The sequence below is a fragment of the Pseudoclavibacter sp. RFBJ3 genome, from assembly GCF_002931375.1.
Classification (GTDB): Bacteria; Actinomycetota; Actinomycetes; order Actinomycetales; family Microbacteriaceae; genus Pseudoclavibacter.
In genome coordinates this window covers 1-24,944 of sequence record NZ_PSXZ01000013.1, presented here as the reverse complement: position 1 = coordinate 24,944, position 24,944 = coordinate 1, and the positions used below count along the sequence as shown (strand labels likewise).

Genomic DNA, 24,944 nt, shown 5'->3' with positions numbered 1-24,944 from the left:
CTATGGGGCTGCTGCTGAACCTCACCCTGCGCGAGATCCGCTCGCAGTACAACCGGACGGCGCTCGGGCGCATCTGGTCGCTGGTGAACCCGCTCGCGCAGATCGCGATCTTCTCTGTCGTGTTCGGGTTGCTCTTCGTCGCCGAGCCGCACGTCGGGACCAACTCCGGCCTGCAGAACTACGCGCTCTGGGTGGCCTGCGGCATCATCCCGTGGACCTTCATCTCGGGCGGCATCATGGGCGCGATGAGCGCGCTCATGGCCAACATCGGGCTGCTCACCAAGGTCTACTTCCCGCGGCACGTGCTCGTCACCTCGAGCGTGCTCTCGCTCACGACGACGTTCGCGATCGAACTCCTGGTGCTTGCACTGCTGATGGGCATCGCGGGTGGCCCGAAGCTGCTCATCGTCGTGCTCCTGCTCATCCCCATCGTGGCGCTCACGGCCATGTTCGTGCTGGGCATCGGCCTGATGCTGTCCGTCGCGGTCGTCTACTTCCGCGACGTGCAGTACCTCTGGACGATCTTCAACCAGGTGTGGTTCTACGCAAGCGGTGTCGTCTTCCCGGCGTCGCTGGTCCAGCAGGCGCAGGACAAGCTCACGACAGATGGCTGGAACATCTTCGGGCAGCCGGTCCCGCTCATGGCGGTCTTCGAGCTCAACCCGGCCCACCAGTTCCTCGAGGCGTATCGCTCCGTGCTGTACGACTTCGCGGTGCCGTCTGTCGGCACATGGCTGACCATCACCGCATGGGCGGCGATCATGCTGCTCGCGGGCATCTTCGTCTTCCGAGCGAAGCAGAACCGAATCGTGGAGGAGCTCTGATGACCGGACTTCCGGCAGTGCGCGTCGACAACGTCTCGAAGACGTTCCGCGTGCATCACGACCGCAACCAGTCGCTCAAGGCCACCGTGCTGCAGGGCTACCGTTCCAAGTACGAGGACTTCTGGGCTCTGCGCGATGTCTCACTCGAGATTCCCGAAGGCAAGACCTTCGGGCTGCTCGGGAACAACGGCTCAGGCAAGTCGACGCTGCTGAAGTGCATCGCCAAGATCCTCGCGCCGAACCAGGGCAAGATCGAGACGCGCGGGCGTCTCGCTGCGATGCTCGAGGTGGGGTCTGGATTCCACCCGGAGCTCTCCGGACGCGAGAACGTGTATCTCAACGGATCGATCCTCGGCATGAACAAGCAGGAGATCGATCGGAAGTTCGATTCCATCGTCGACTTCTCCGGGGTCGAGCAGTTCATCGATCAGCCGGTGAAGAACTACTCCTCCGGCATGTACGTGCGTCTCGGCTTCGCCGTCTCGATCCACGTCGAGCCGGATGTGCTGCTCGTGGACGAGGTGCTCGCCGTCGGCGACATGCAGTTCCAGGAGAAGTGCATGGAGAAGTTCGCGGAGCTCAAGCGCGAGGGACGCACGGTTGTCGTCGTCTCGCATGGGCTCGAGCAGATGCGCACGTTCTGTGACGAGGCCGCGTGGCTGAGCCATGGCGAGTTGCAGGCGGTCGGGGTCGCGCGCGACATCATCGACGAGTACTCGAACCGCGAGCACGGGGCCGTCGACGTCGAGCAGGGCGGCACTCGCTTCGGGACGGGTGAGGCGCAGATCACGAAGATGGAGATGCTGTCGGACGATCGGGGTGACACTCGGAGCTTCCGCACGGGTGACCGGGCAGTGATCCGCCTCCACTACAAGGCCGAGGAGCGCATCCCCCGGCCAGTGTTCGGAGCTTCCATCGACCACGTCGAGGGCGTCTTCGTCTGGGGCAACCACGGCCTCGACGGCGGCTTCGTGCCTGACTCGATCGGGCCTGGCACCGGGTCGATCGATATCGAGATCCCACGCATCACGATGAGGCCTGGCGCCTTTCAGCTGAGTGCATCTATTCAGGACTACGACTGCGTGCAGACCTTCGATGCGTGGCAGCGTGCGGTCACGTTCAACGTCGGGCCCGGGACTCCGTTCGAATCCGGTGGGCTGATGACGCTCGACTCGAAGTTCGGCGCGCATGTGGTCGACTCCGGCGAGGTCTCCGGACCCCCCGAAACGCTCGCCGCGCATCGTGTGGCGGACGACCGAACGTAGGTCGAAGCCCGGGTGCTCGGACGCGGCCCCGCTTGCTCGGATTCATCCGGGGGAGCGGGGCCGCGTCTCGCTGTTCGGTCCTGTCGGCCTTCGCGGAAGGCCGCCATAGTGCATGTTGCAGAAATTGCCCGGATTTCTTGCTCGGCGTGTCGCCGCGGGCGTGGCGACCTCGTGCGCGGCGAGTTCCGCGGATTGCCGGGCTTCGCGTCCTGTTTTCCTGGGTCAGGTGTGACATATGTGACTCATGTGAAAGGAGCGACGGCTGTGGTCTTTTGTGGCCCATGTGTGCATACTTGGAAACTGCTGAGCGTGTCGTCTCACTACGACCCGACCGGCTCCTCGGTTTTCGACGCGTAGGGAACTCATGTTTCGCAGAACAATTGCCATTGTGGCCACGGCGGCAGCAGCCGCTGCGGGCCTGCTTGCCTTCCAAGCGGTAGCACCTCAGGAGTTCGGCGCTGAGACGGCGTCCGCTGCTGGGTCGTCGTTCGACCCCGGCAACATCATCAGCGATGAGAACTTCTACGACGGTTCCGCGATGACCGCAGCCGAGGTGCAGCAGTTCCTCGTCTCGAAGAACGGCTCGAGCTCCTCGACCGCCCTGCGCAACTACACGCAGTCGACGCCGTCGATGCCAGCCACCTCCTACTGCAGCGCGTACCCGGGTGCCCCCGGGGGAGAGTCGGCGGCGAACATCATCGCCAAGGTCGGCCAGGCGTGCAACTTCAGCGCCAAGGCCATGCTCGTCCTCCTGGAGAAGGAGCAGAGCCTGGTCTCGATGTCGAGCCCGACGCTGGGGCGCCTCGCGGCGGCCACCGGCTTCGGCTGCCCGGACACGGCGCCGTGCGACGCGAGCTACGGCGGATTCTTCTACCAGGTCTACAACGCGGCACGACAGTTCCAGTACTACAAGGCGAACCCGTACAGCTTCAACCACATCCCGTTCGCAACGAACAATGTGCTCTACAACCCCAACTTCGCGTGTGGCTCGTCCGCCGTCTACATCTCCAACTACGCGACGGCCGGCCTCTACAACTACACGCCGTACCAGCCGAACCAGGCAGCGCTCTCGAACATGTACGGCGAGGGCGATGGATGCTCCGCGTACGGCAACCGCAACTTCTGGCGCATGTACACCGACTGGTTCGGAGACGCCCAGGGCACCGCAGAGCGGCCATCGCTGATCCAGGCTGAGGGGACGAGCGACGTCTACTTCCTCTCCGACGGAACCCGGTACCACCTGACGGCCGATCGTGTGGCGGGCTTCACCGAGGCGCTCGGCGCAGTCGAGACGATTCCTGCCCAGGAGATGTCCTGGATCCCGTGGGGAACCTGGGTCGGCGAGATCCTCGAGGGCCCAGACGGCCCGGTCTACATCAGTGACGGCAAGTGGTGGAAGCTCCGCGGCTGGGCGACCGCTGCCAGCTACGGCTTCCAGCAGGGCCAGGTTGCCAAGATCACCAAGGAGCAGCTCGAGAAGTTCGAGGGCGGCTGGACGCTCGAGTCGTTCGTGAAGACCGACAACGGCCAGGTGTTCCTCGTGCAGAACCAGACCAAGCGCGAGGTCTCGAGCCTCACAGCGCTGCGCGACTTCGGTCTGTACACCGCCGTGACCAACCTCAAGGACGGCGCGCTCGACTTCCTCCCCACCGGTGAGCCGGTCCTCTCCCGTGGCGCCGTCGTGACGCCGCTTGACGGGTCGCAGACCATGCTCCTCGGCGACGAGGGCCGCGGCTACGCGGTGTCGTCTGAGCTCCGCAAGCTCAGCGAATTCAACGTGACGGGCAAGCTCGGCGACGCCTTCGCGCAGGTGACGAACTCGGGTTCCCTCGACTCGTCGCTCGTCTCGGACGGCAGCAAGTCCTACCTGATCACGGACGCTGGCCTCTTGCAGGTCGCGACGTCGGCCTACGGCGTCGGTCGATTCACGCCGGTCCCAGCGGATGCCCTCTCCGGTCTCAGCAAGCTCGGCTCGACGCCGGGGGCGCACCTGGTCAAGGAAGTCGACGGATCCAAGGTCAACCTGGTCGTCGGCGGCGAGCGTGTCGAGTTCGGCAGCGAGGACGACGCGAAGAAGGAAGCCGCGAGGCGTGGAAGCGACGAGGTCGTCTACACCGTCGCGAACGGGACCCTCTCGGACATCCCGACCGGGAACGGCATCACCAACGGCGCACTGCTCAAGACGCCGAGCAGTGACGACCTCTACGTGCTCGACGGCGCTCACCTGGTCAAGATCGCGAATGCGCAGCTCGCTGAGGCCTATGGCTTCGGTGGCACCGCGCAGGTCATGACGCAGGCGTCGTTCGACGGCATCCCCAAGCGCGACTACACCATCGACAGCGCCCAGTTCGTCTGCAACGATCAGACGCTGCTCGCCGCCGAGGGACAGGCGCACCCCTACCGCAGCGCTGAGCTCCAGGCCGCCTATGGTCTCGAGAGCGAGACCTTGAGCCCGCAGCTGTGCGGTGTCATCCCGATCTCGCAGCAGCCTGCAACCGAGTTCATCACGACGGCCAAGGGTGCCTGGTACGCCATCATCAACGGCGAGAAGCGCCTCATCGGCTGGCCTGAGATCGGCGTGGCCATGGGCATGCCCGAGCGCGGCTCGCTTCAGGTCGTCGACAGCGTCGCGGACTCGTTCCCGACGGGATCGACCCTCCTCGGGGCTCCGGCCGGCTGGCCTCTGCCCGACGACACCGCGACGCCCGAGCCCACGGCGACACCCGAGCCGACCGCAACGCCCGAGCCGACCGAGTCGGCGACGCCGGAGCCCACGGCGACGGTCACGCCTCAGCCGAGCGGGACCGCCACACCTGAGCCGACCGCGACATCGACCTCCGCGCCGACCGAGACGCCGTCAGCGACGGCCACGGCGACGCCGAGCGAGACCGCGACTCCGACGCCCACGGAGACCGCAGAGCCTGCGGTTCCACTCGAGTCCGGTGATGTCATCACCAACAAGGCGGGCACCGGCGTGTGGATCGTCAACGGCGAGAAGCTGCTGCAGCTCGGCTCACGCGATGTCGCAGCTCAGATCGGCCTCGACATCGAGAACGCACAGGTCGTCCCAGCCGCGAACTTCGATGCCTTCACCGGCGCCACAGCTCCGCTGTACACGTCTGCGGTTCTGCTCGGAGACGTTCCCTACATCGGCGTCGACGGACAGCTCGTGCCGTTCGCGAGCCCTGCCGATGCGGAGGCCTTCGGCCTCGTGTTCACACCACTCGCGCCGGAAGTCGGGGTGAAGCTGAGCGTGGCAACCGACGCTGAGCCCATCGGCTCGGTGGTGCAGGGTCCTGACGACAGCTTCTACCGCGTGATCGGCGGCAAGCTCTCGCTCATCGACCCGAGTCTCGCGGAGCCGACGGCTACGCCGTCCGAGACGGCGCCAGCCGAGACCACCCCGGCCGAGGCAACCGAGACCGCGACCACGGACCCGGACGCAACACCGACGGAGACGGCTGCCCCGACCGAGTCTGCAGCGCCGACCGAGACGGCTTCGGAGGCACCGGCCGCTGAGTCGCCCGCTCCGACCGTCGACGAGGCGCCGACCACGGAGGGCACGCCGGAGGCCACACCGCCGACGACGTTCCGCCTCTCGGTCGAGTTGTTCTCGATCATGGGCCTCGGAGCACCAGTCGCCGAGTAGGCCAGGGCGCGCGCGTCCGAGAGCCCGCTCCTCCACCCCAACCGGGTGAGGGGGGGCGGGCTCTTCGCCTTTCCCCCGAGCGCCGAGTCAGACGAGGACGAGCTGAGGCCTCGGCTAGACTGGCCGTTCTTGTGAAGGGACGAAGATGACGCAAAGCGAACGGGTTCTCGTGACCGGGGCCGGTGGTTACATCGGCAGGCACGTGGTCGACGCACTGGTTGCACGGGGCCAAGAGGTGACCGCCGTTGTCCGTCCAGGGAGCGCCGCCACGATCAACAGCGAGGCTCGAGTCGTCGAGTTCGATCTGCTGGCACCATCCGCAGATTTCTCCGTCCTGCTCGAGCCAGCTCCGACGGCCGTCGTGCACCTTGCCTGGGAAGCGGGATTCGCGCACAACGCCCCGGTCCACATGCAGAAGCTCTCCGACCACTTCAGGTTCCTGGAAGCGGCGACCGAGGCTGGCGTGCAGCGGCTCGCGGTCCTCGGGTCCATGCACGAGATCGGCTTCTACGAGGGCATGGTCTCGGCTGAGACGCCCACGAACCCGCTCTCGCTCTACGGCATCGCGAAGGACGCGCTCCGGAAGTCCTCGACCCTCGCTTTCGGCGACCGGGTGGCCCTGCAGTGGCTGCGTGCGTACTACATCTTCGGAGACGACCGCAACAACAAGTCGATCTTCACGAAGCTCCTCGAAGCCGCCGCAGATGGCAAGAGAGAGTTCCCCTTCACCTCGGGGGCCGCGCGCTTCGACTTCATCCATGTCGCCGAACTCGGGCGCCAGATCGCAGCCGTTGCCTCGCAGGAAGAGGTCACGGGGATCATCAACGTGGGCTCTGGAACGTCCGTGTCGCTTGGCGAGCAGGTCGAGCAGTTCATCCGAGACAATGATCTCGGCATCGCGCTGCAGTACGGCGCTTTCCCCGACCGACCGTACGACTCTCGCGAGATCTACGGTGACGCCACGGTGATTCGGGAGCTCATGGCCAAGGACGCTGCCGGGGTCCAGGGCACAGATCAGCGCTGACGGGCTCTCCGGGCACTGACGGGCTCTCCGGGCTGACGGGGGCTCGAACCCGCTGCCCGCACTGACGTGATCCTGCCGCGCGCGGCGGGGACGCGTGCGCTGCGTGCGCACGCGCTCCATTCGTCCAGAGCGGAGTGCGCACGTGCCCCGGCACGTCCTCGTGAGTGCGGACACGCGCACCAGTAGGCTCGGTGCTCGAACGGGCCTGCCGTCGGACGGGTGCGCGCGATAATTGGGGGGGTCCGTTGGCTGTAGAGGCAGTAGAGGCTGTGAAGCTGAGCAGGGTCGAGCAGGGGCTGAGTCGCCTACCGAGCTGGACCAGGAACGAGCTGCTCTGGACCGCCGTGGTCTTCGTCGTCGTCACCATCACGACCTGGCTTCGCATCGCCCCGGCCGAGCAGCAGGCGCTGTGGGCCGAGGACGGACCGGTCTTCCTGCGGCAGCAGCTCGAGAACGGCACGTTCGCGTCCCTCCTGCAGCCCTACGCCGGCTACCAGCACTTCCTGCCGCGCCTCTTCGCGGCGGGCCTCGTCGAATTCGTGCCGATCGAGCACTTCGACAGGGGCGTCTTCATCCTCTGCGTGCTGTTCGCCGGCTTCGTGGGCGCCGGCACCTTCCGACTCACGCGCGGGATCCTGCGCTGGCTGCCGGCGAGATTCCTCATGGCGATCGTCCCGGTGATGGTCCCCCTCCTGAGCCGCGAGATCATCGGCGATCTCGCGAACATCCACACCTACTGCCTCTGGCTCGTCGCGTGGATCGCGGTAGCCCAGATCAACTCGAGGCGCGAGGGCATCTTCTGGGCCGTCATCGCGCTGGCGTGCGCGCTGTCGGAGTTCCAGGCGGTCGTCGTGGTGCCCTTCATGCTGCTGAGGCTCATCTGGAACAGGACGTTCTCCCACATCATCGTCTCCGTGGGCGCCCTCGTGGGCGCCGGCGCGCAGGTCTTCACCTGGCTGAACTACCCGAGAGGGACAGAGTCTGACGAGGTCGTGGAGATCGCGGACGTCATCATCGGCTGGCTCGCCAACGCGATTCTCCCTATCTGGAACGGGGACGTCGAGGCCAACGCCGTGTACCTCGCAGAGAACGGCACCTGGTTCCTGTGGCTCGGGCTCATCCCCTTCGCGCTCGCAGCGGTCATCGCCCTGGTATGCGGCAAGAATCCGGAGCGCTTCGCGCTGGTCACGCTCCTGCTGGTCTCCGGCGCGACGTTCGGCGGGTCCCTGATCGTCAACCCGTTCTGGTTCTTCAGATTCGCGGACATCGAAGGGGAGGTCTGGCTCCTGGTGCTGCTCAACCTCCGCTACGGCGCATCAGCCGGCATGTTCGCGCTTGCGTGCCTTCCCTTCGCAGCCTCGGCGTTCGTCTCGAGAGTGAGTCCGAAGCTGCCCGTCTTCAGTCGCGTCGCAGCCCTCGGGGTCACCCTGCTGTTCTTCGCCTACATCGCCATGCAGTGGCCGGAGGTCGACAACGCTCGCGACGAAGGCGCGGCGTGGACCCCGCAATGGCGCCAGGCGCTCACCGTCTGCGAGGCGAACCCGGCCGCGATCTACCAGTTCGAGACGGCGCCCGAGTTCCGCAAATTCGATATCCGCTGCTCCGACGTTCTGCAGCAGCCAGGCACCTAGGGGCTGCTGGTCACCCTGGGCTGCTGAGCAGGGGTGGTGCTGCGAAGCTTCGGGAAGACGAAGAACGCATCGAAGAGTCGGAAGCGGCGCAGCCAGCAGGCGAGGTAGCTCATCCCGAGCGCGCCGAGCGTGCACGCCCAGAAGGTCGTGTTCGAGTCGACGACGCCGGCCTCACCCATTCGGAAGGTGATCCAGATCTGCGTCGGGTAGTGGACGACGTAGAACACCACGGAGTTGCGGCCGATGTACTGCAGCCACTTGGCGGCGTCAGCGCCGCGCCCCTCGAGAGCACCCGTGACTCGGCGGACCCACATGATGATGCCAGCGATGCCCGCGAGGACGACCGGGATCCACAGCACGGACAGCCGATCGATCACGGTGCCGTTGTCGGCACCTGCGACCTCGCCGGTCGGGTTGTCTATGGTGGGGCCGTCGAGCGCATCGACGAGCTCGCCAGGACCCCCAGGGGAGACGCCGAGGTGGCCGCCGAGGCCGAAGTAGTAGGCGTGGTCCTGAGCCACGAGCAGCAGGCTGAAGGTCACGGCGATGGCGAGGAGGCCGAGCATCCACGGAATCGTCTCGAATCGCGTGAAGGTCGCCCGCCACGTCGCGACGAAGTGCCCCGCGAAGAAGAACCCGCCGTAGTAGGCGAGGTTCGTCAGGTCCCCGTCGGGGAGCAGCACGCTCAAGCTCCACAGCACGACGGGGACGATCGCGAACAGGGGCCCGCGGACGCGTGCGAGGAGGGGAGCTGCCGCGTAGTAGATCGCAAGGAAGAACAGGAACCAGAGCCAGCTCGTCGCGATCCAGGCGCTCGGATCCATCCACTCTTCCTGCCCGGAGACAAGCCAGTAGATCACGGCCCACACGAGGTACGGCCACACGATGGTCCGCACCTTGCTGACGTAGTAGACGCCTGCCGGCTTCGAGAGCGACCGCCCGAGCAGCATGCCGGAGAGCACGAGCAGCATGCTCATGCGGTACGGGCCGAAGAACGTGTTGAGGTCGGCGACGAACTCAGTGGGCGGCACGAAGATCAGGATCACCGGCAGCGCCGAGGCGTGGAACAGGATCACGAGCAGGATCGCAGACCCCCGCAGGAGGTCCATCCACGTCTTGCGTCCGCGCATGGGTTCCGTCGTGTGGTGAAGAGAAGTCACAGCGTCAGTCAATGCCCTCGAGTCGATTGCGTTCGATGATCGGCAGCGGTCCGGTCTTGGTCGAGATGGTGCGCCTCGGCAGCGCCGGGAGGTCCTGGATGCGCAGCTTCGAGTAGATCGCCAGATAGCAGAGCAGCAGCCAGTTGCCCTCGACGAGCAGCCTCGACTCGGTCAGCGACTGCACGGTGAGCGCCACCATGAGGAGGAACGCGAGCATGGCCGTCGGCGGGAAGTCCCGCGGGCCGCTCGCGTCGGTCTGCGGCCGATCGACGGCGAGCCACCAGGTGCGGATGAGGGTCGAGAGCACGATGCCGACGAAGAAGAACGCTCCGATGAGGCCCGTCTGCATCCAGACGTCGAGGTAGGCGTTGTGGGCTTGCAGGAAGTGCACTCCGTCGACGACGAGGAGCCCCTTGAAGGGTTCGACCCATGGTGCCCAGTAGCTGATCCAGCCCATGCCCGTCAGCCAATGCTCGCTGCCGAGGCGTCCGACCTCCGCCCAGATGTCGCCGCGTCCCGACATGTCGCTCGAGCGGTTGATGAGGCCGAACAGCTGCGTGTTGAACTGCAGCACGACCCAGCCGATGATGAGCATGATCGCGAAGACGGCGCCGTACATGCCCCACCGCTGCGCGTTGCTCAGCGGTCTCGCCACGAAGACGAGCGCGACGGCGAGCAGCACGACGGCGCAGCCGACGAAGACGGTCGCCGATTTGCACAGCAGGATGGCGATGAGGCCGAGGGCGATCCAGGTGAGGGCGGGCCAGCGCCGCATCTGCTTCGCGTACCACTGCACGGCGACGGCGATGACGCAGAGGAGGGCGGCCATGGCGAGCAGGTTGCGATTGCCGAGGATGCCCTGGATGGCGCTTCCGGCGAAGATGTGGCCCTGGCTCCAGAGGAAGGCGGCCGGGACGGTCTCGGCGGTTGCTCCCGGGATGCCGGTCACGCGTTCGAGCTCGCCGGGGATGAGCAGCGCCAGGGGGAGCACCCCGCCGGGGAAGAAGAGGGCGACGACGACCTCGAAGGCCAGGGAGAGGCCGAGGATCCACCGCATCGCCGCGCTGAACGCCCGCAGGAACTGCGGCTTCGTGAGGGAGACGGCCATGGCAAGTGCCACGATGACGGTCACGAGCTGGATGCCGAAGCCGAGGAGCGACTCGGGGCGGTAGATCGACCAGATGATGGACAGCGCGCACCAGGCGACGAAGGCGATGAGCGCCGAGGGCAAGTGCATGATCTTCGGCAGCGGCTTCTTGCTCGCGAGCAGCCAGATGGAGATTCCGATGATGACGAGGACGATGACCCCGAAGCCGTACCAGGTCACGAGGTTCCGCCAGAAGTCACCCGCGAACGCTGTGAAGAACGTGAAGGTCGCGAACGCGGTGAGGCCGGGGCTGCCCGGGACCTGCGCGAAGAATCGGCGCCAGGGGGCGCGCTCAGTCGCGGCAGATTCAGCGGGGGTTCGGGTGGAGCTCACCGGCCTATTCTCGCGCACTTGCGGACGCCCCGGGTCCTCTGCCCCGCATGCAGCCCCCGATGCGTGCAGGAGGGGTGCTCACACGAAGGCTGCGTGGCCGGTGATCGACCTGCCCACGATGAGAGTGTTCATCTCCCTGGTCCCCTCGTACGAGTAGATGGCTTCAGCATCGGCGAAGAACCGGCCGACCCCGTAGTCGGCGACGATGCCGTTGCCGCCGCACACCTCGCGGGCCAGGGCGACGACCTTGCGCATGTTGCCCGTCGCGACGGCCTTCGCGAGCGCCGAGTGCTCGTCCTTCTGCGCGTCGGCATCGCCGAGCTGCGAGATGCGCACGCAGAGCGTGATGCTGGACGTGATGAGGCCGAGCGCGTCGACGAGTCGCTCTTGGATGAGCTGCCTGGCGGCGATGGGAGCGCCGAACTGGATCCGCTCCTTCGCGTACGCGAGGGCGGCCTCGTAGGCGCCGACCGCGATGCCGGTCGCGAGCCAGGCGACCTCGGCCCGGGTCTGACGCAGCACGGTGGCGGTGTCCTTGAACGAGTTGGCGTGCTCCAGCTTCGCGTCGGCCGGGACCCGGACGCCGTCGAGCGTGATGTCGGCGTTCTGCACGATGCGCAGCGACACCTTGCGCTCGATCGTGGTGGCGGTGAACCCGGGGAGCGAGGTGTCGACGACGAAGCCCTTGACCTGACCGTCTGCGATGTCCTTGGCCCAGATGACGACGATGTCGGCGAACGTCGCGTTCCCGATCCATCGCTTCGCGCCGTTCAGCACCCACTCGTCGCCGACTCGCTCCGCCGTGGTGGTGAGGCCCCTGGCCGAGTCGCTGCCTGAGCCCGGCTCGGTCAGGCCGAAGGCTCCGATGAGCTCGCCGGAGGCGAGTGCCGGAAGCCATCGCTCACGCTGGGCGTCGGAACCGCACAGTCCGATGGCCCCGAGCGCGAGGCCGTTCTGCACGCCAACATAGGTGGCGACGCTGGCGTCGACCCGGGCGAGCTCGAGGGCCGTCCACCCGCGGAAGACGGCGGAGTTCGGGAACGGGCGCGTCTCCTCGAAGGCGAGGCCGACCACGCCGGCCTCAGCGAGACCCTTGACGATCTCGGTGGGGAACGTCGCGGCCTCCCAGTGCTCGTCGATGACGGGTCGCACGTCACGCTCGAGGTACTCGCGAAGCTTGGCGATGAGACCCCTCTCCTCGGCCGAGAGCTCGGCCTCGAGCCCCGTGAAGTCGCCAGGCAGAAGTTGCAGTTCGTTGTCGTCCATGACCGTCCTGTTCCGAGTCGCGCGGGTGGAAGGCGCTCCGCGATCGTCGGACCGGCGGCACCGGCTGCGGCGGCGAAGCGAGCGCTCCGCGAGCCTACGAAGCGTCACCATGCTCACGCCAGCGCCTTGGCGGAATCCGCGAAGTTGGTCGCGATTCGGGGTCGGGCTCTTGTGTCTGCCCTGCAGTTCGCCGCACCGCTCCCACAGAGGCGGTGAGATTCGGTAGCCTTCGCGTGATGTTTCTGCCACTGAAGAATGCCCCCCGTGACTACGCCTGGGGTGCGCCAGGATCGATCTCGCAGCTGCTCGGCACGACCGGCGCCTGCACCCTCGACGACGCCGATTGGGAGGGAGTGCCCCAGGCCGAGCTGTGGTTGGGCGCGCATCCCGGTGCCCCGAGCCGCATCGTCGACCCCGAGCTCGCGGGCGGCGCCGCCACCCTCGACGCCTGGATCGAGCAGGCTCCGGTGGCCGCGCTCGGCCGCTACGCCATGGGGCTGCGCGAGGGTGACGGCCCACGGCTGCCGTACCTCTTGAAAGTGCTCTCTGCCGCGACCCCGCTGTCGCTGCAGGTGCACCCGACGCTCACGGACGCGCGTCTCGGGTTCGAGCGCGAGAACCAGGCCGGCATTCCCCTCAGCGCGCCGGAGCGCAACTACAAGGACCCGCTGCACAAGCCCGAGATGCTCCTCGCACTCAGCGAGACGATGGATGCGCTTGCCGGGTTCCGCGACTTCGCCGAGGTCGCCGCGGTTGTCGGCGACTTCGCGCGCCGCGCGGAGTCGGACGCCGAGCAGCCGCCCGCAGGACGCGCCGCGCTCGCGGACTTCGAAGCTCGGGTCGTGTCGCTCTCCACGGGGGAGGAGCTGCAGTCCCTCGTGACCTGGCTCCTCGAGGGTGGCGACGCCGTCGGCGATCTCGTGGCGGCGGTCTCCGGAGTAGCGCTCGCGGGTGACGAGTCCGGAGACCAGTCCGAGCGCTTCGCTCGGGAGCGGGGCATCATCGCCACGCTGGCGCGCATGTACCCGGGTGACCCCGGCATCGCGCTAGCGCTGCTGCTCAACCACATCACGATCAGGAGGGGAGAGGCGATCTTCCTCCCCGCCGGCAACATGCACGCCTACGTCCGGGGCCTCGGCATCGAGATCATGGCGGCGTCCGACAACGTGCTGCGTGGCGGGCTCACGCCGAAGCACATCGACATCCCGGAGCTGCTCGCGCGGCTCGACTTCGCCCCGGTGCCGCCGCCCTACATCGCCGCGACGCGCATCCAGGAGGGCGTGGAGGAGTACCGGCCCGAGATTCCCGACTTCCGGCTCGTGCGGGTCGTTCCCGGCCCGGATGAAGCGGTGAAGACCATCCACCTCGACGGCCCGACGATGCTCTTGTGCCTCGAGGGGGAGGCGCGTCTCGAGGGAGCGAAGTCGACGGCGAAGATCAGCGCTGGCGAGTCCGTGTTCGTGACGCCCGATGAGCTGCCCGTGCGCGTCATCGGCTCCGTCGACCTCTTCGCGGCCGGGCCGGGGCTCGACCGTCGCGACACGGTGCCGATGCGACACGCCGACTAGCTGAGAATCTTCGTCGCGGGGGTCTGCGAGCCCCCGGGGTGGTCCAGCCCGCCACCTCGCGGGGGATCCTCGGCGACACGCCGCCGCGAATCGCGCGCGGCTTCTCCGAAAAGTCTCAAGACCGGGCTTAGTGTTGAGGGCTTTCGACTTGACGCGGGGTGAATTACAACGATGTAATGATTCCGACGCGCGGGCAGGTGCCCGCAAGTAACGTGGGGAGAACGTGATATGGCAATTCCAGGGAGGAACCCCTCGGTTCCGGAGGACTGGTATGTCGACCCGGTCAACCTCGGCGTCCCAGGAGTTCGAAGGAATGTCGGCGACGACAACCCGCTCGCATGGCAGGCTGACGCGCTGTGCGCGCAGGTCGACCCAGAGGCCTTCTTTCCGGAGAAGGGTGGGTCGACGCGTGACGCGAAGCGGATCTGCGACTCCTGCGAGGTCCGGAGCGACTGCCTCGAGTACGCGCTGTCCAACGACGAGCGCTTCGGCATCTGGGGTGGGCTGAGCGAGCGCGAGCGGCGCAAGCTGCGCAAGCTCGCGTAACCGCCGAGAGCTCGGTCCGCGTGACCGAGCAGGCCACGTTGATGGGCCCCGTGACGACTTCGGTCGTGCGGGGCCCTTCGTGCGTCCGCTGGCGGTGACACCGGGGTGCGCGTGTTCGCGGCTTGCCGCTCGCAATGCGGCATCGCTCGGGGGAGCCGAATACCATTCGTTCAATGCGTCCCGGAGTCACCGCAATCCTTGTCGCGCGAGATGCGTCGCGCTCGCTCGAGCGCACCATCGCCGCGCTCGAGGGATCGTCGCGCATCCCGGACCGCGTCGTGATGGTGAATCTCGCGTCGACGGACTCGACGCTCGAGGTCATGCGCGCGGCCGAACCCGACATCCTGCTGACGCTGGAGACCGAGACGACGTTCGGTGCCGCGCTCGCCGAGGCGGTGGCCGTCCTCGAGGAGCAGGGGCTGCAGTCGGAGGGCGACTGGCTCTGGCTGCTCAGCGCCGACAACGCTCCAGAGCACGATGCGCTCGAGCAGCTCCTCGACACCGCCGAGCGGAACCCCTCGCTCGAGGTGACCGGCCCCAAGCTCGTCCGCAGCGACGACGCCGCGACGCTCGTCGAGTTCGGCCAGTCGATGCTGCAGAACGGCGAGAGCCTGCGACTCCGCGAAGACGAGCTGGACCAGGGTCAGTTCGACCAGGACTCGGACGTCCTCGGCGTCGCGGCCGGCGGCATGCTGGTTCGTCGCGAGCCGTGGCTCGCGCTCGAGGGCTTCGATCCTGGCCTTCCCGCCGTCGATGACGCGCTCGACTTCTGCACGCGGGTGTGGCTTGCCGGCGGCCGCGTGCTGCTGACCCCCTCAGCGCGAGTCGCCTGCGACCCCGAAGCGCCGGGGACGGCCGCGATGAACCCCGGGATGAGCGCCTCGGCGGTGGAAGCTGCCAGAGACACCGCCAGGGTGCACCGCAGTCTGACGAAGACCCCAGCAGCGGCGTTCGGCGTCCTGCGGCTGCTGCTCATCCCGATCGCTCTGCTCAAGGGCATCTGGCACCTCGTGCGGAAGCGTCCGCGCCGTATCCTCGCCGAGCTCCGCTCCGCGTCGCGCGTGACGTTCGGCAAGACCGGGGCCGCCCGCTCGAGGGCGCAGTTCGCGAAGACGCGCACCGAGCCGTGGACCGTCATCGAGCCGCTGCTCGTGAGCGCCGAGGAGAACCAGAAGACGCTCGGTCTGCAGCGCGAGGAGCTGCGTGCCCTCACGCACGAGGAGCGTGAGCGGTACTCGCTCGTCGGCTCCGGAGGACTCTGGGTGCTGCTCGTCTCGACCGTCCTGGGCCTCGGCCTTGGCCTGTCCCTCATCGGCCAGTCGACGCTCTCCGGCGGTGGCCTCCTGCCGCTGGCCGATTCCATCGGCACGCTCTGGGGGCGCACCGGGTACGGGGTCCGAGATGTCGGGGACGGCGCGTTCGGCGTCGCCGATCCCTTCACCTACGTGCTCGCGGTGCTCGGCACCCTCACCTTCTGGCACCCGAGCCTCAGCATCGTGCTGCTGTGGCTGTTCGCGCTCCCGCTCGCCGCGATGGGGGCATGGCTCCTCGTGGCGCGCCTCACCAACCGGGCCGGGCTGCGGGCGTTCGCCGCCTTCGCCTGGATGCTCGCGCCACCGCTCGTCGTCGCGCTCGCGGAAGGGCGCATCGCCGCCGTCATCGCGCACCTCGTGCTCCCATGGCTCATCTTCTCCGCGCTGAGCGCGTCGAGGAACTGGTCGCGCGCGGCTGCGACGGGGCTGCTCGCGGCGATCGCGATCGCGGCCGCCCCGATCCTGGCACTGCCCATCGCCATCGTGTGGCTCGTATGGCTCGTCATCGGCGGGCGGGGCTTCGTCCAGCGCCTGCTGACCGCGGTGCCGACCCTGGTGCTGTTCGCGCCACTCGCCGTCGCGCAGTGGAACCGGGGGCGCCCGCTCGCGCTGTTCGCGGACCCTGGAGTCCCGCTCGCGAGCACTGCTCCTGATGCGTGGCAGATGCTCCTCGGCTTCCCCGGGTCCCTGCTCGACGACCCGAGCTGGGCTGGCGGGCTGCTCGAGGGTTCCCCTGCGGTCCCCATCGTCGCCGCGGCCCTGGTGGCTCCGCTCTTCCTCCTGGCGCTGCTCGCCCCCGGCAGCCGAAACTGGCGCGCGTCGCTCTTCGGCCTGCAGCTGCTGCTGCTCGGCTTCGTGACCGCGGCGGCGGCGAGCCGCTTCGGCTTCTCGCACGTCGGGGTCGAGAGCATCTCGCTGTGGCCCGGCAGCGCGCAGTCGCTCATGTGGCTGGGTGCCCTGATCTCGGCCGCGGCAACGCTCGGCGCGCTCCGCCCCCGGCTTTCGCAGGTCTTCGCCGGTGTCACGCTGGTCGGCATCGTGCTCCTGGCTGCTCTTCCCGCGACGGCACTGCTGCGCGGCGACGCGCTGGTCGGTGCCGGCGACGGCCGATCGCTGCCCGCCATCGTGGATGCTCAGGGCCGTGCCTCTGACGAGGTCGGCACCCTCGTGATCGCGCCGCTCGCGAGCGGCGCCGTCGAGGTGCGTCTCGAGCGCGGCACCGGCGACAGCCTGGACTCGCAGTCGACGCTGCGCACCACGAGCGTCGGCTTCTCCGCGGGCGACCAGCGCCTGGCGGAGCTGGCCGTGAACTTCGCCTCGGATTCCTCGTACCGCCCGACCGAGGAGCTGCACGCGCTCGGCATCAGCTACCTGCTCGTCCCGGAGGGCGGGAGCGACGCCGCGACCATGGAGGGGCGCCTCGTCTCCTCCCTCGACGCGAACTTCGGGCTGCGCCCGGCCGGGGCAACGGAGTTCGGCACCCTCTGGCAGGTCGTCGGCCCCACGCTGGAGCCGACCGACCCGAGTGTCTCCGGTCCGCTCGATACCGCGAACACCGGAACCACGCTCGGTCGGTCGATGCTCATCGTGCAGGGTGTGCTCCTTGCCCTGACGCTCCTCGCCGCCCTCCCGACCGGAGGGCTCAGCGCCCGCGCCGCCGATGTGCGCCGCCGGGAGAAGACCAGCGGGCGCCCGTGGTACGACCTCGACGGTGACACGGACGGCGACGAGCGGATGCTGCGGCGCGATGTCACCGCGCTGACGGTCGACGATTTCGACGACGACGATGACGTGCTCGGCACAGGTGCACGGGGAGGCGACCATGACGCTCGATGAGTCGAAGGTGATCGCCGAGGCGCGTGCCGCAGACGACGCAGCCCGCAAGGTGCCCGGAAAGCGGCACGCACGGCGGCCGGTCTGGCGCGCCCTGAGCGTCGGCGCCGCCATCGTCGCGGTCGGGGGCGTCGTCGCGGCCGTGCAGCTCGCGCCGGAGGGCGTCGTCGTCGCCTCCGCGAACTCCGTCCTCGTGAGCCCTGTCGCGAGCGCGCAGGATCGCGTGTGCCCCGGCCCCCTCACGCTGCTCGGGCTCGCGACCGACGACCCGACGCTCCCCGCGACGCTCGGCACCACGAGCATCCGACTCGCGGGCGACGAAGGCGGGCTCGAGGTCGAGCCGGTCGTCGCCTCCACGCCTGCGGCCGACCAGCAGCAGGCGCTCGCGCCCGTGCGCTTCACGGTGCCCGGCCTGACCGAGGACGGGTCGCCGACGGCGTTCGCTGCGGCCCAGACGCTCGAGCTCGCGCAGCCCTCGGCCGGGGGCTTCGCAGCCACGGCCTGCCGGATGCCATCCGCAGAGCAGTGGCTGGTCGGTGGCAGCACGGCGGAGGGCAGCAGCACGCAGCTCGTGATGGTGAACTCCGCAGACCAGGCCGCCGACGTGCGCGTCACGGTCTCGACGGCAGACGGCGTCGTGCAGGCTCCGACGATCCGCGAGATCGTCGTGCCTGCGAGCAGCAGGGAGGTCGTGAGCCTCGAGGGGGTCGCGCCCGATCGAGGCGATCTGGTCGTGCACGTGGAAGCCGTCTCCGGAAGCATCATCTCGACGCTGCACCAGACCCGCACCTCAGGCGCGACGCCGAGCGGCATCGAGATCATCGGGGCCCAGGATGCGCCGAGCACCTCGCTCGCGATCGTCGGCGTCCCCTCGACGAGCACTGCGTCGGAAGCCGAGGGCACGCTGGTGCTCGAGCGCGGCGCGACGCTGCGAGTCCTCGCGCCCGGAGACGAGCAGACGGAGCTCACCGTCGACGTGCGCGACGCGGCCGGCACCGCCCTGGAGCCGATCTCGCTCACCATCGAGGGCGGACGGACCACGGAGATCCCGCTGACGGGGTATCCGATCGGCCAGTACACGCTCGGGATCGAAGCGAGCAACCCCGTCGTCGCTGCCGTTCAGACCACCGCCACCGCCACAGCATCGGACCTGGCCTGGTACCTGCCGGTCCCCGTCCTGAGCGACAGCCAGGTCGTCGCCGTGCCGAACGGCCCGTCTCCCAAGCTGCAGCTCGCCGACGCCGACGGGGTCGAGAAGACCGCGACGCTCATCGCGGAGGACGGCACGGAGACAGCCGTCACGATTCCGGCCAACGGCACGACGTCCATCGACGTCGAGGCCTCGCGCGAGTACCGGCTCGAGGGGCTCGACCGGGTCTCGGTCCAGCTCGCCTACGCGGGCGACGGTCAGCTCGCGGCCATCCCGAGCTACGCGGGAAACCCGCTCGCCGAGGTCATCACCGTCTACCGCTGAGGCAGGCAGGCGGCGGGGAGCTACTCGTCGCCGAAGCGCTCCGGCGCGATGTCCCACGGGTCGGAGCCGAGCAGCTCGGCGACGGCCTGCAGCACGCACCGCTCCACGAGCATCCGGTAGTGGACCGGGTCCTCGCAATGCAGTCGTGCGAGGCGATCTATCGCGACCCGGTACAGGATGATGCGGTTCGGCGACTCGACGTGCCAACGATCCATGCCATCCGCATGCTGCAGGGTCTTCGGCACGTTCGCGATGTCCACCTGCACATTCGCGAGCCGCTCGGGGTTGGCTGCGCGCAGGTAGTTCATCGCATCGGCCACGTGGTTCTCGAACCGGACCACCCGACCCGTGAGCATCGGCAGGTACGGTCCGGCGACACTCGAGCGGATGCCCCTGCCGTGCCTGCCGCGGGCAAGGCCCCGCTCAGGGCGGGCCTGCCTCCTGGCGTTCTCGGACTTCTTCTCCCGGCGGCGACGTGGCATGCCTGCGAGTTTACGCCCGGCGTAGACTTGCGCCGATGTCCAATCGACCATGCTCACGAGTCGCGTGCACCCGCAAGGCGGAGTACACGCTGACCTTCGACTACGAGGACAAGCTCGCCGTCATCGGCCCGCTTGCGCTCGCTGCCGAACCCCACAGCTACGACCTGTGCGCGCGCCACGCGGAGCGCTCGACGCCACCGCAGGGCTGGAGCATGATGCGTCCGGTAGTTTTGGGTTCATGACTTCTGTGGCAATCGCACCCGCGTCGAGTGACGAGCGGGGTTCTCTCTCTGGTGTCGTGAAGAGCTACGACGTTCGGGGGCTCGTCGGCAGCGAGCTCACCGAGACGCTCGTGACGGCGCTCGGCGCCGGCTTCGTCGACGAATTCGCGCTGTCCGGCCAGACGGTCGTCGTCGGCCACGACATGCGCGACTCCTCTCCGGGCTTCGCGGCGGCCTTCGCTCGCGGCGCGACCGCGAGGGGCGCGAACGTCACGCATATCGGGCTCTGCTCGACCGACGAGGACTACTTCGCGTCCGGCCGGTACGACGCGGCCGCCGCGATGTTCACCGCCAGCCACAACCCTGCCGCCTACAACGGCATCAAGCTGTCGCTCGCCGGCGCGAAGGCGCTGAGCTTCGACACGGGCCTCTCCGCGATCCGCGATCGCGCGGCAGCCTTCCTCGATGAGGGCATCGCCGCCGTCGAGCAGCCGGGCGAGGAGCAGCGCATCGACGTGCTCGCCGACTACGCGGCCTACCTGCGCGAACTGGTCGACCTCTCGGGCATCCGCCAGCTCAAGATCGTCGTCGACGCCGGCAACGGGATGGGCGGCCTCACGGTCCCCGCCGTGCTCGGCGAGGCGGCCGGCCTCGGAGCCCTGCCACTCGAGATCATCCCCATGTACTTCGAGCTCGACGGCACGTTCCCGAACCACGAGGCCAACCCGCTCGACCCCAAGAACCTCGTCGACCTGCAGGCGGCCGTCATCGAGCATGGCGCCGATCTCGGCCTCGCCTTCGACGGCGATGCGGACCGCTGCTTCCTCATCGATGAGCTGGGTGAGCCCGTCTCGCCGAGCGCCGTGACCGCCATCGTCGCGCGCCGCGAGATCGCGCGTGTCCGTGCAGCCGGCGAGACCGAGCCGACCATCCTGCACAACCTCATCGTCTCGCGTCACGTTCCGGAGGCAATCAGGCAGGAGGGCGCGAAGGCCGTCCAGACGAAGGTCGGTCACTCGCTCATCAAGGCGCAGATGGCTGCCACGAATGCGGTCTTCGGCGGAGAGCACTCCGCGCACTACTACTTCCGCGACTTCTGGAGTGCCGACAACGGCATGCTCGCGGCGATGCACGTGCTCGCAGCCGTGGGCGGCTCCGACAAGCAGCTCTCGGAGATCGGCGGGCTCGAGAACCCCTACTTCGCCTCCGGTGAGATCAACTCGACGGTCGCCGACGTGCCTGCGGCGCTCGCGCGCATCGTCGACACCTTCGCGAGCACCGCGGAGTTCGAGGAATTCGACGGCCTCACGGTCCGCGGCTCCGACGAGACCGGCTTCTGGTGGTTCAACGTGCGAGCCTCCAACACCGAGCCGCTCCTGCGCCTGAACGCCGAGGCGAAGGACGAGGCGCGCCTGCAGTCGCTGCGCGACCAGGTGCTCGGCCTCATCCGGGCCGAGTAGCAGGCCCGCAGCATCCACCACACCCGTAGCAAGGAAGCAGCAGTCATGGCACCAACGTCAGGTATCGAGCTCTCCACCGAACGTCCGTTCGTCGTCGCAGATCTGGCGCTCGCGCCGGCGGGGCGCCACCAGATCCGTCTGGCAGAGATCGAGATGCCTGGGCTCATGGCGCTGCGGGCCCAGTACGCGGGACAGAACCCGCTCGCCGGCGCACGCATCGCCGGCTCGCTGCACATGACGGTGCAGACCGCGGTGCTCATCGAGACCCTCACCGACCTCGGTGCCGAGGTGCGCTGGGCCAGCTGCAACATCTTCTCCACGCAGGATGAAGCCGCTGCTGCCGTCGCTGTCGGACCCGACGGCACGGTCGAGGAGCCGAAGGGCATCCCCGTGTTCGCCTGGAAGGGCGAGACGCTCGAGGAGTACTGGTGGTGCACCTCGCGCATCTTCGACTGGAGCGCAGAGGGTGCCGTCGGCCCCAACCTCATCCTCGATGACGGCGGCGACGCGACGATGCTCGTGCACCTCGGCCGGGAGGCCGAGATCGCCGGAGCCGTCCGTGACGCGAGCGACGCCGACAGCGTCGAGATGCGGGTTGTCCTCGACACCATCCGTGCCTCGCTCGCCGTCGACGCCGGCCACTTCAGCCGCATCGCAGACGAGGTGCGCGGCGTCACGGAGGAGACGACGACGGGCGTGCACCGCCTGTACGAGCTCGCCGAGCGGGGCGAGCTGCAGTTCACGGCCATCAACGTCAACGACTCGGTGACGAAGTCGAAGTTCGACAACACGTACGGCATCCGCCACTCGCTGCCCGACGGGCTGAACCGCGCGACCGATGTGCTCATCGGCGGCAAGACCGCCTTCGTGGTCGGCTACGGGGATGTCGGCAAGGGTGCGGCCGAAGCCCTTCGCGGTCAGGGCGCTCGGGTCATCGTCAGCGAGGTCGACCCGATCTGCGCGTGGCAGGCCGCGATGGACGGCTTCCAGGTCGCCAAGGTCGAGGACGTCCTCGACCAGGTGGACATCTGGATCACGTGCACGGGCAACAAGAGCGTGCTGACGCTCGAGCACATGCTCGGCATGAAGCACATGGCGATCGTCGGCAACGTCGGGCACTTCGACAACGAGATCGACATGGCCGGGCTCGAGGGCCTCGCCGGTGCGACTCGCGTGGAGATCAAGGCGCAGGTGCACGAGTGGCGCCTCCCGAACTCGCGCTCGCTGCTGGTGCTGTCCGAGGGGCGGCTGCTGAACCTCGGCAACGCGACCGGTCACCCCTCCTTCGTCATGAGCAGTTCCTTCACGAACCAGGTGCTGGCGCAGCTCGAGCTCTGGCAGCGCCTCGACGCCTACCCGCTCGGTGTTCACGTGCTGCCGAAGCACCTGGACGAGCAGGTCGCGCGTCTTCACCTGGATGCCCTCGGCGTGAAGCTCACCGAGCTGACCCCCGAGCAGGCCGACTACATCGGCGTCGCCGTCGACGGCCCGTACAAGGTCGACCACTACCGGTACTGAATCTCGCCCGCCGCGCATCGGCAGGCACGCGACAATCCGCAGCCCGACAGGGGAGAACCCTGGCGGGCTGCGGCTGTTCGCGCTGCAGTGCGCCGTTGGGTCCCAACACGGCCCGCCCGGGAACCGAGCTCTGACCCGCGGCTCAGCCTCGGTCCGGGAACGAGTGGGGCATGCCGTTGAGCGTCGGGGCCAGCGCCGTCTCCCGACGGCCGATGGCGGAGAGCGCGGCGAGCTCTCGATCGCGGCGCAGCACGGCGAGGCCTCGCAGGTAGGTGTCGGCGTCGACGTCGGGGATCGGGTGCACGTGGGGGAGTGTCTCGCGCGCGATCTCGCCGGCAGCTCGGTCCCGGTGCGCGGGCGTGAGGTGCTCAGCCTGGTCGAGGTAGTCCAGGATGCGGCGAGCGGTTCGGTCCGGCAGCCTCCCGGCGTCGGCGATCCCGGCCCAGGCGATGAGCTGCTGGGGCATCGGCCCGAGGTGGCTTCTGAGCTTCGGGGCACGTTCGCGCTGGCAGGTGGTGCCCGCCAGGATGTCGCCGAGCCGCTTGGCCCTGCCGTTGACGAGGCCGGTGATGATGGCGATGCCGCCGAAGGTGCCGTACAGCTCGATGAATCCGAGCAGGGAGCGGATGAGCGCCTGCCGGAACCCTGACGCGCCCCCGTCGTCGCGAACGATGCGCAGCCCGGTGGCGAGCTTCCCCACCGATCGGCCGTGCGAGAGGGTCTCGACGACGCACGGAGCGATGACGAGGCAGACGACGAGAAGCGAGAGGGCGATGGCGCTCATGAGCGCCTCGTCGATGGCGAACGGGAAGTCGTCGCTCGAGAGGACCGTCATGGTCAGGATGAGGAGGCCGACGTATCCGACCATGTAGACCAGCGCATCGAGGGCGGCCGATGCCGCGCGGAGCGCGAACCCCGCTGGCCGGACGTCGAGATGCACGCCTTCGCCGGCGACAAGCTGTTCGTCGCTGACGCTCAGGCGTTCCCGTGGTCTCGTCTGAGTGGCCATGGCAGTATTGAAACAGATGGATCTTGAAGCTCTCACAACCGCCCGTTCGGCGGATTGGCGGCGCCTGGGGGCGCTGGCTCGGCACCGGAATCTGACCGGCGCCGAGATCGACGAGCTCATCACGCGATACCAGGACTCGTCGACCGAGCTCTCGGCCCTCCGAACGAGCTACGGCGAGACCCGCGAGGGAGAGTTCCTCTCCGTGCAGCTGTCGCGGGCGCGGGGCAGGTTCACTGGGGCAGGGCGCAACATCCTGCTGGTCCTCGGCACGTTCTTCACTCTTGCCCTGCCCGCTGCGCTCTACCGCGTTCGGTGGTGGACGCTCGGTGCAGCGGTGTTCACGTTGCTCGTGGGCGTGCTCAGCTACTGGTGGATCACGGCGAACCCGGAGATCCTCGGATTCCTCGGCTCCGAGGCCGCGCTGGAGCAGTACGCGGAAGAGGACTTCGTCGGCTACTACTCGCAGTTCTCGGAATCCAGCTTCGCGGCGAGGGTCTTCACGAACAACGCATGGATCGCCGCGCAGTGCATCGCATTCGGCATCACCGGCCTGTGGGTGCCGGTCGTTCTCGTGCAGAATGCGCTCGGGCTCGGCCAGAGCGCCGCGGTGCTCGGCGCGCACGGGCACCTCGATGTGTTCTTCCTCTGGATCGCGCCTCACGGACTGCTTGAACTGACGATGGTGTTCGTTGCGGCGGGCGCTGGGCTTCGCATCTTCTGGGCGTGGGTCGCCCCTGGCGCGAAGACGCGCATGCAGTCTCTGGCTGACGATGGACGTGCGCTCATCGTCGTGGCGATCGGCACGACGATCTTCCTGTTCATCTCCGGCCTGGTCGAGGGGTTCGTGACGAGGCAGGACTGGCCGTGGCCGGTGAAGATCGGGATCGGGGCTGCCGCGCTTGCGCTCTACCTCGTCTACGCGCTCTGGCTCGGCGGTCGCGCGGTCCGGGCCGGCGAGACAGGCGCACTCGAGAAGTTCGACGGCGGCGCGCGGCGGGTCTACGCAGGGTGACACCAGTGCCGGTGGCCCGCCAGGCAGCGGGCCGGAGAGGTCGACACGCCCGGGATGTACCCCGAGTTGTGTGCCGCAGGGTCTCTGCGTAATGTAATCACTCGTCAGGCCAACGGAGCGAAACGCGAGAGCGGGTCGCACGGGCCGGACAGTCCGAAAGAAAGATCAGCATCTGCCACTTGTTCTTGCAAGTTGGAGCAACATGATCT

18 protein-coding genes are annotated in these 24,944 nt (G+C 68.2%); 13 read left to right on the top strand and 5 right to left on the bottom strand.

Annotated features, from left to right (window positions below; all coding sequences use genetic code 11):
• Positions 1 to 2: 2 nt before the first annotated feature.
• The 5 genes from C5E07_RS12295 to C5E07_RS12275 all read left to right on the top strand — a co-directional run bounded on the left by C5E07_RS12295 (position 3) and on the right by C5E07_RS12275 (position 8,393).
• The gene (locus tag C5E07_RS12295; RefSeq protein WP_104242971.1) at positions 3 to 824 is read left to right on the top strand and encodes an ABC transporter permease; all 822 of its coding nucleotides are present in this window, start codon (positions 3 to 5) and stop codon (positions 822 to 824) included.
• Positions 824 to 2,089 (top strand): ABC transporter ATP-binding protein, encoded by a 1,266-nt coding sequence (locus C5E07_RS12290; protein WP_104242969.1) that lies wholly within the window; start codon positions 824 to 826, stop codon positions 2,087 to 2,089. The genes C5E07_RS12295 and C5E07_RS12290 overlap by 1 nt, the downstream gene beginning before the upstream one ends.
• Positions 2,090 to 2,477: 388 nt before the next feature.
• Positions 2,478 to 5,738, top strand: coding sequence for a hypothetical protein (locus tag C5E07_RS12285; protein WP_104299648.1), 3,261 nt, complete (start codon positions 2,478 to 2,480; stop codon positions 5,736 to 5,738).
• Between the two features lie 145 nt (positions 5,739 to 5,883).
• The gene (locus C5E07_RS12280) at positions 5,884 to 6,762 is read left to right on the top strand and encodes an NAD(P)-dependent oxidoreductase (protein WP_104242966.1); all 879 of its coding nucleotides are present in this window, start codon (positions 5,884 to 5,886) and stop codon (positions 6,760 to 6,762) included.
• A 269-nt stretch (positions 6,763 to 7,031) separates the two neighbouring features.
• Complete coding sequence (locus C5E07_RS12275) at positions 7,032 to 8,393, top strand: hypothetical protein (RefSeq protein ID WP_104299647.1); 1,362 nt, start codon at positions 7,032 to 7,034, stop codon at positions 8,391 to 8,393.
• Here C5E07_RS12275 and C5E07_RS12270 read toward each other — a convergent pair.
• From C5E07_RS12270 to C5E07_RS12260, 3 genes are all read right to left on the bottom strand, one after another.
• Complete coding sequence (locus C5E07_RS12270; protein WP_146080589.1) at positions 8,390 to 9,553, bottom strand: acyltransferase; 1,164 nt, start codon at positions 9,551 to 9,553, stop codon at positions 8,390 to 8,392. The two genes, C5E07_RS12275 and C5E07_RS12270, sit on opposite strands and share 4 nt — an antisense overlap.
• Positions 9,554 to 9,557: 4 nt before the next feature.
• The gene (locus tag C5E07_RS12265; protein WP_104242959.1) at positions 9,558 to 11,033 is read right to left on the bottom strand and encodes an O-antigen ligase; all 1,476 of its coding nucleotides are present in this window, start codon (positions 11,031 to 11,033) and stop codon (positions 9,558 to 9,560) included.
• A 78-nt stretch (positions 11,034 to 11,111) separates the two neighbouring features.
• A complete protein-coding gene (locus C5E07_RS12260) occupies positions 11,112 to 12,299 on the bottom strand; it encodes an acyl-CoA dehydrogenase family protein (protein ID WP_104299645.1) in 1,188 nt (395 codons plus the stop codon).
• 236 nt (positions 12,300 to 12,535) lie between these two features.
• Here C5E07_RS12260 and manA point away from each other — a divergent pair, with 236 nt between their 5' ends.
• The 4 genes from manA to C5E07_RS12240 all read left to right on the top strand — a co-directional run bounded on the left by manA (position 12,536) and on the right by C5E07_RS12240 (position 19,033).
• On the top strand, positions 12,536 to 13,867 hold the full coding sequence (manA, locus tag C5E07_RS12255; RefSeq protein WP_258063927.1) for a mannose-6-phosphate isomerase, class I: 1,332 nt from the start codon (positions 12,536 to 12,538) through the stop codon (positions 13,865 to 13,867).
• 228 nt (positions 13,868 to 14,095) lie between these two features.
• The gene (locus C5E07_RS12250; protein ID WP_104242955.1) at positions 14,096 to 14,413 is read left to right on the top strand and encodes a WhiB family transcriptional regulator; all 318 of its coding nucleotides are present in this window, start codon (positions 14,096 to 14,098) and stop codon (positions 14,411 to 14,413) included.
• A 173-nt stretch (positions 14,414 to 14,586) separates the two neighbouring features.
• Positions 14,587 to 17,562, top strand: a complete 2,976-nt coding sequence (locus C5E07_RS12245; RefSeq protein WP_181057988.1) for a glycosyltransferase family 2 protein — start codon at positions 14,587 to 14,589, stop codon at positions 17,560 to 17,562.
• The gene (locus tag C5E07_RS12240) at positions 17,549 to 19,033 is read left to right on the top strand and encodes a DUF5719 family protein (RefSeq protein ID WP_146080588.1); all 1,485 of its coding nucleotides are present in this window, start codon (positions 17,549 to 17,551) and stop codon (positions 19,031 to 19,033) included. Before C5E07_RS12245 ends, C5E07_RS12240 begins: the two co-directional genes overlap by 14 nt.
• A gap of 20 nt (positions 19,034 to 19,053) precedes the next feature.
• Here the strand turns inward: C5E07_RS12240 and C5E07_RS12235 are convergent, their stop codons facing one another.
• Positions 19,054 to 19,515 carry a hypothetical protein gene (locus C5E07_RS12235; protein ID WP_181057986.1) on the bottom strand — a complete coding sequence of 154 codons (462 nt, stop codon included), beginning with the start codon at positions 19,513 to 19,515 and terminating at the stop codon, positions 19,054 to 19,056.
• A gap of 35 nt (positions 19,516 to 19,550) precedes the next feature.
• On the opposite strand from C5E07_RS12235, the gene C5E07_RS12230 reads away from it, so the two are divergent.
• Genes C5E07_RS12230 through ahcY form a run of 3 tightly spaced genes read left to right on the top strand, consistent with a single transcriptional unit; the run spans position 19,551 to position 22,714 of the window.
• On the top strand, positions 19,551 to 19,757 hold the full coding sequence (locus tag C5E07_RS12230) for a DUF3499 family protein (RefSeq protein ID WP_104242949.1): 207 nt from the start codon (positions 19,551 to 19,553) through the stop codon (positions 19,755 to 19,757).
• On the top strand, positions 19,754 to 21,196 hold the full coding sequence (locus C5E07_RS12225; RefSeq protein ID WP_104299642.1) for a phosphomannomutase/phosphoglucomutase: 1,443 nt from the start codon (positions 19,754 to 19,756) through the stop codon (positions 21,194 to 21,196). The genes C5E07_RS12230 and C5E07_RS12225 overlap by 4 nt, the downstream gene beginning before the upstream one ends.
• Positions 21,197 to 21,241: 45 nt before the next feature.
• On the top strand, positions 21,242 to 22,714 hold the full coding sequence (gene ahcY, locus C5E07_RS12220; RefSeq protein WP_104242945.1) for an adenosylhomocysteinase: 1,473 nt from the start codon (positions 21,242 to 21,244) through the stop codon (positions 22,712 to 22,714).
• A gap of 142 nt (positions 22,715 to 22,856) precedes the next feature.
• Here ahcY and C5E07_RS12215 read toward each other — a convergent pair whose 3' ends face one another.
• Entirely contained in the window at positions 22,857 to 23,723 is an 867-nt protein-coding gene (locus C5E07_RS12215) for an RDD family protein (protein ID WP_104242943.1), read from the bottom strand.
• 16 nt (positions 23,724 to 23,739) lie between these two features.
• On the opposite strand from C5E07_RS12215, the gene C5E07_RS12210 reads away from it, so the two are divergent.
• The gene (locus tag C5E07_RS12210; RefSeq protein ID WP_104299641.1) at positions 23,740 to 24,735 is read left to right on the top strand and encodes a stage II sporulation protein M; all 996 of its coding nucleotides are present in this window, start codon (positions 23,740 to 23,742) and stop codon (positions 24,733 to 24,735) included.
• Positions 24,736 to 24,944: the final 209 nt, after the last annotated feature.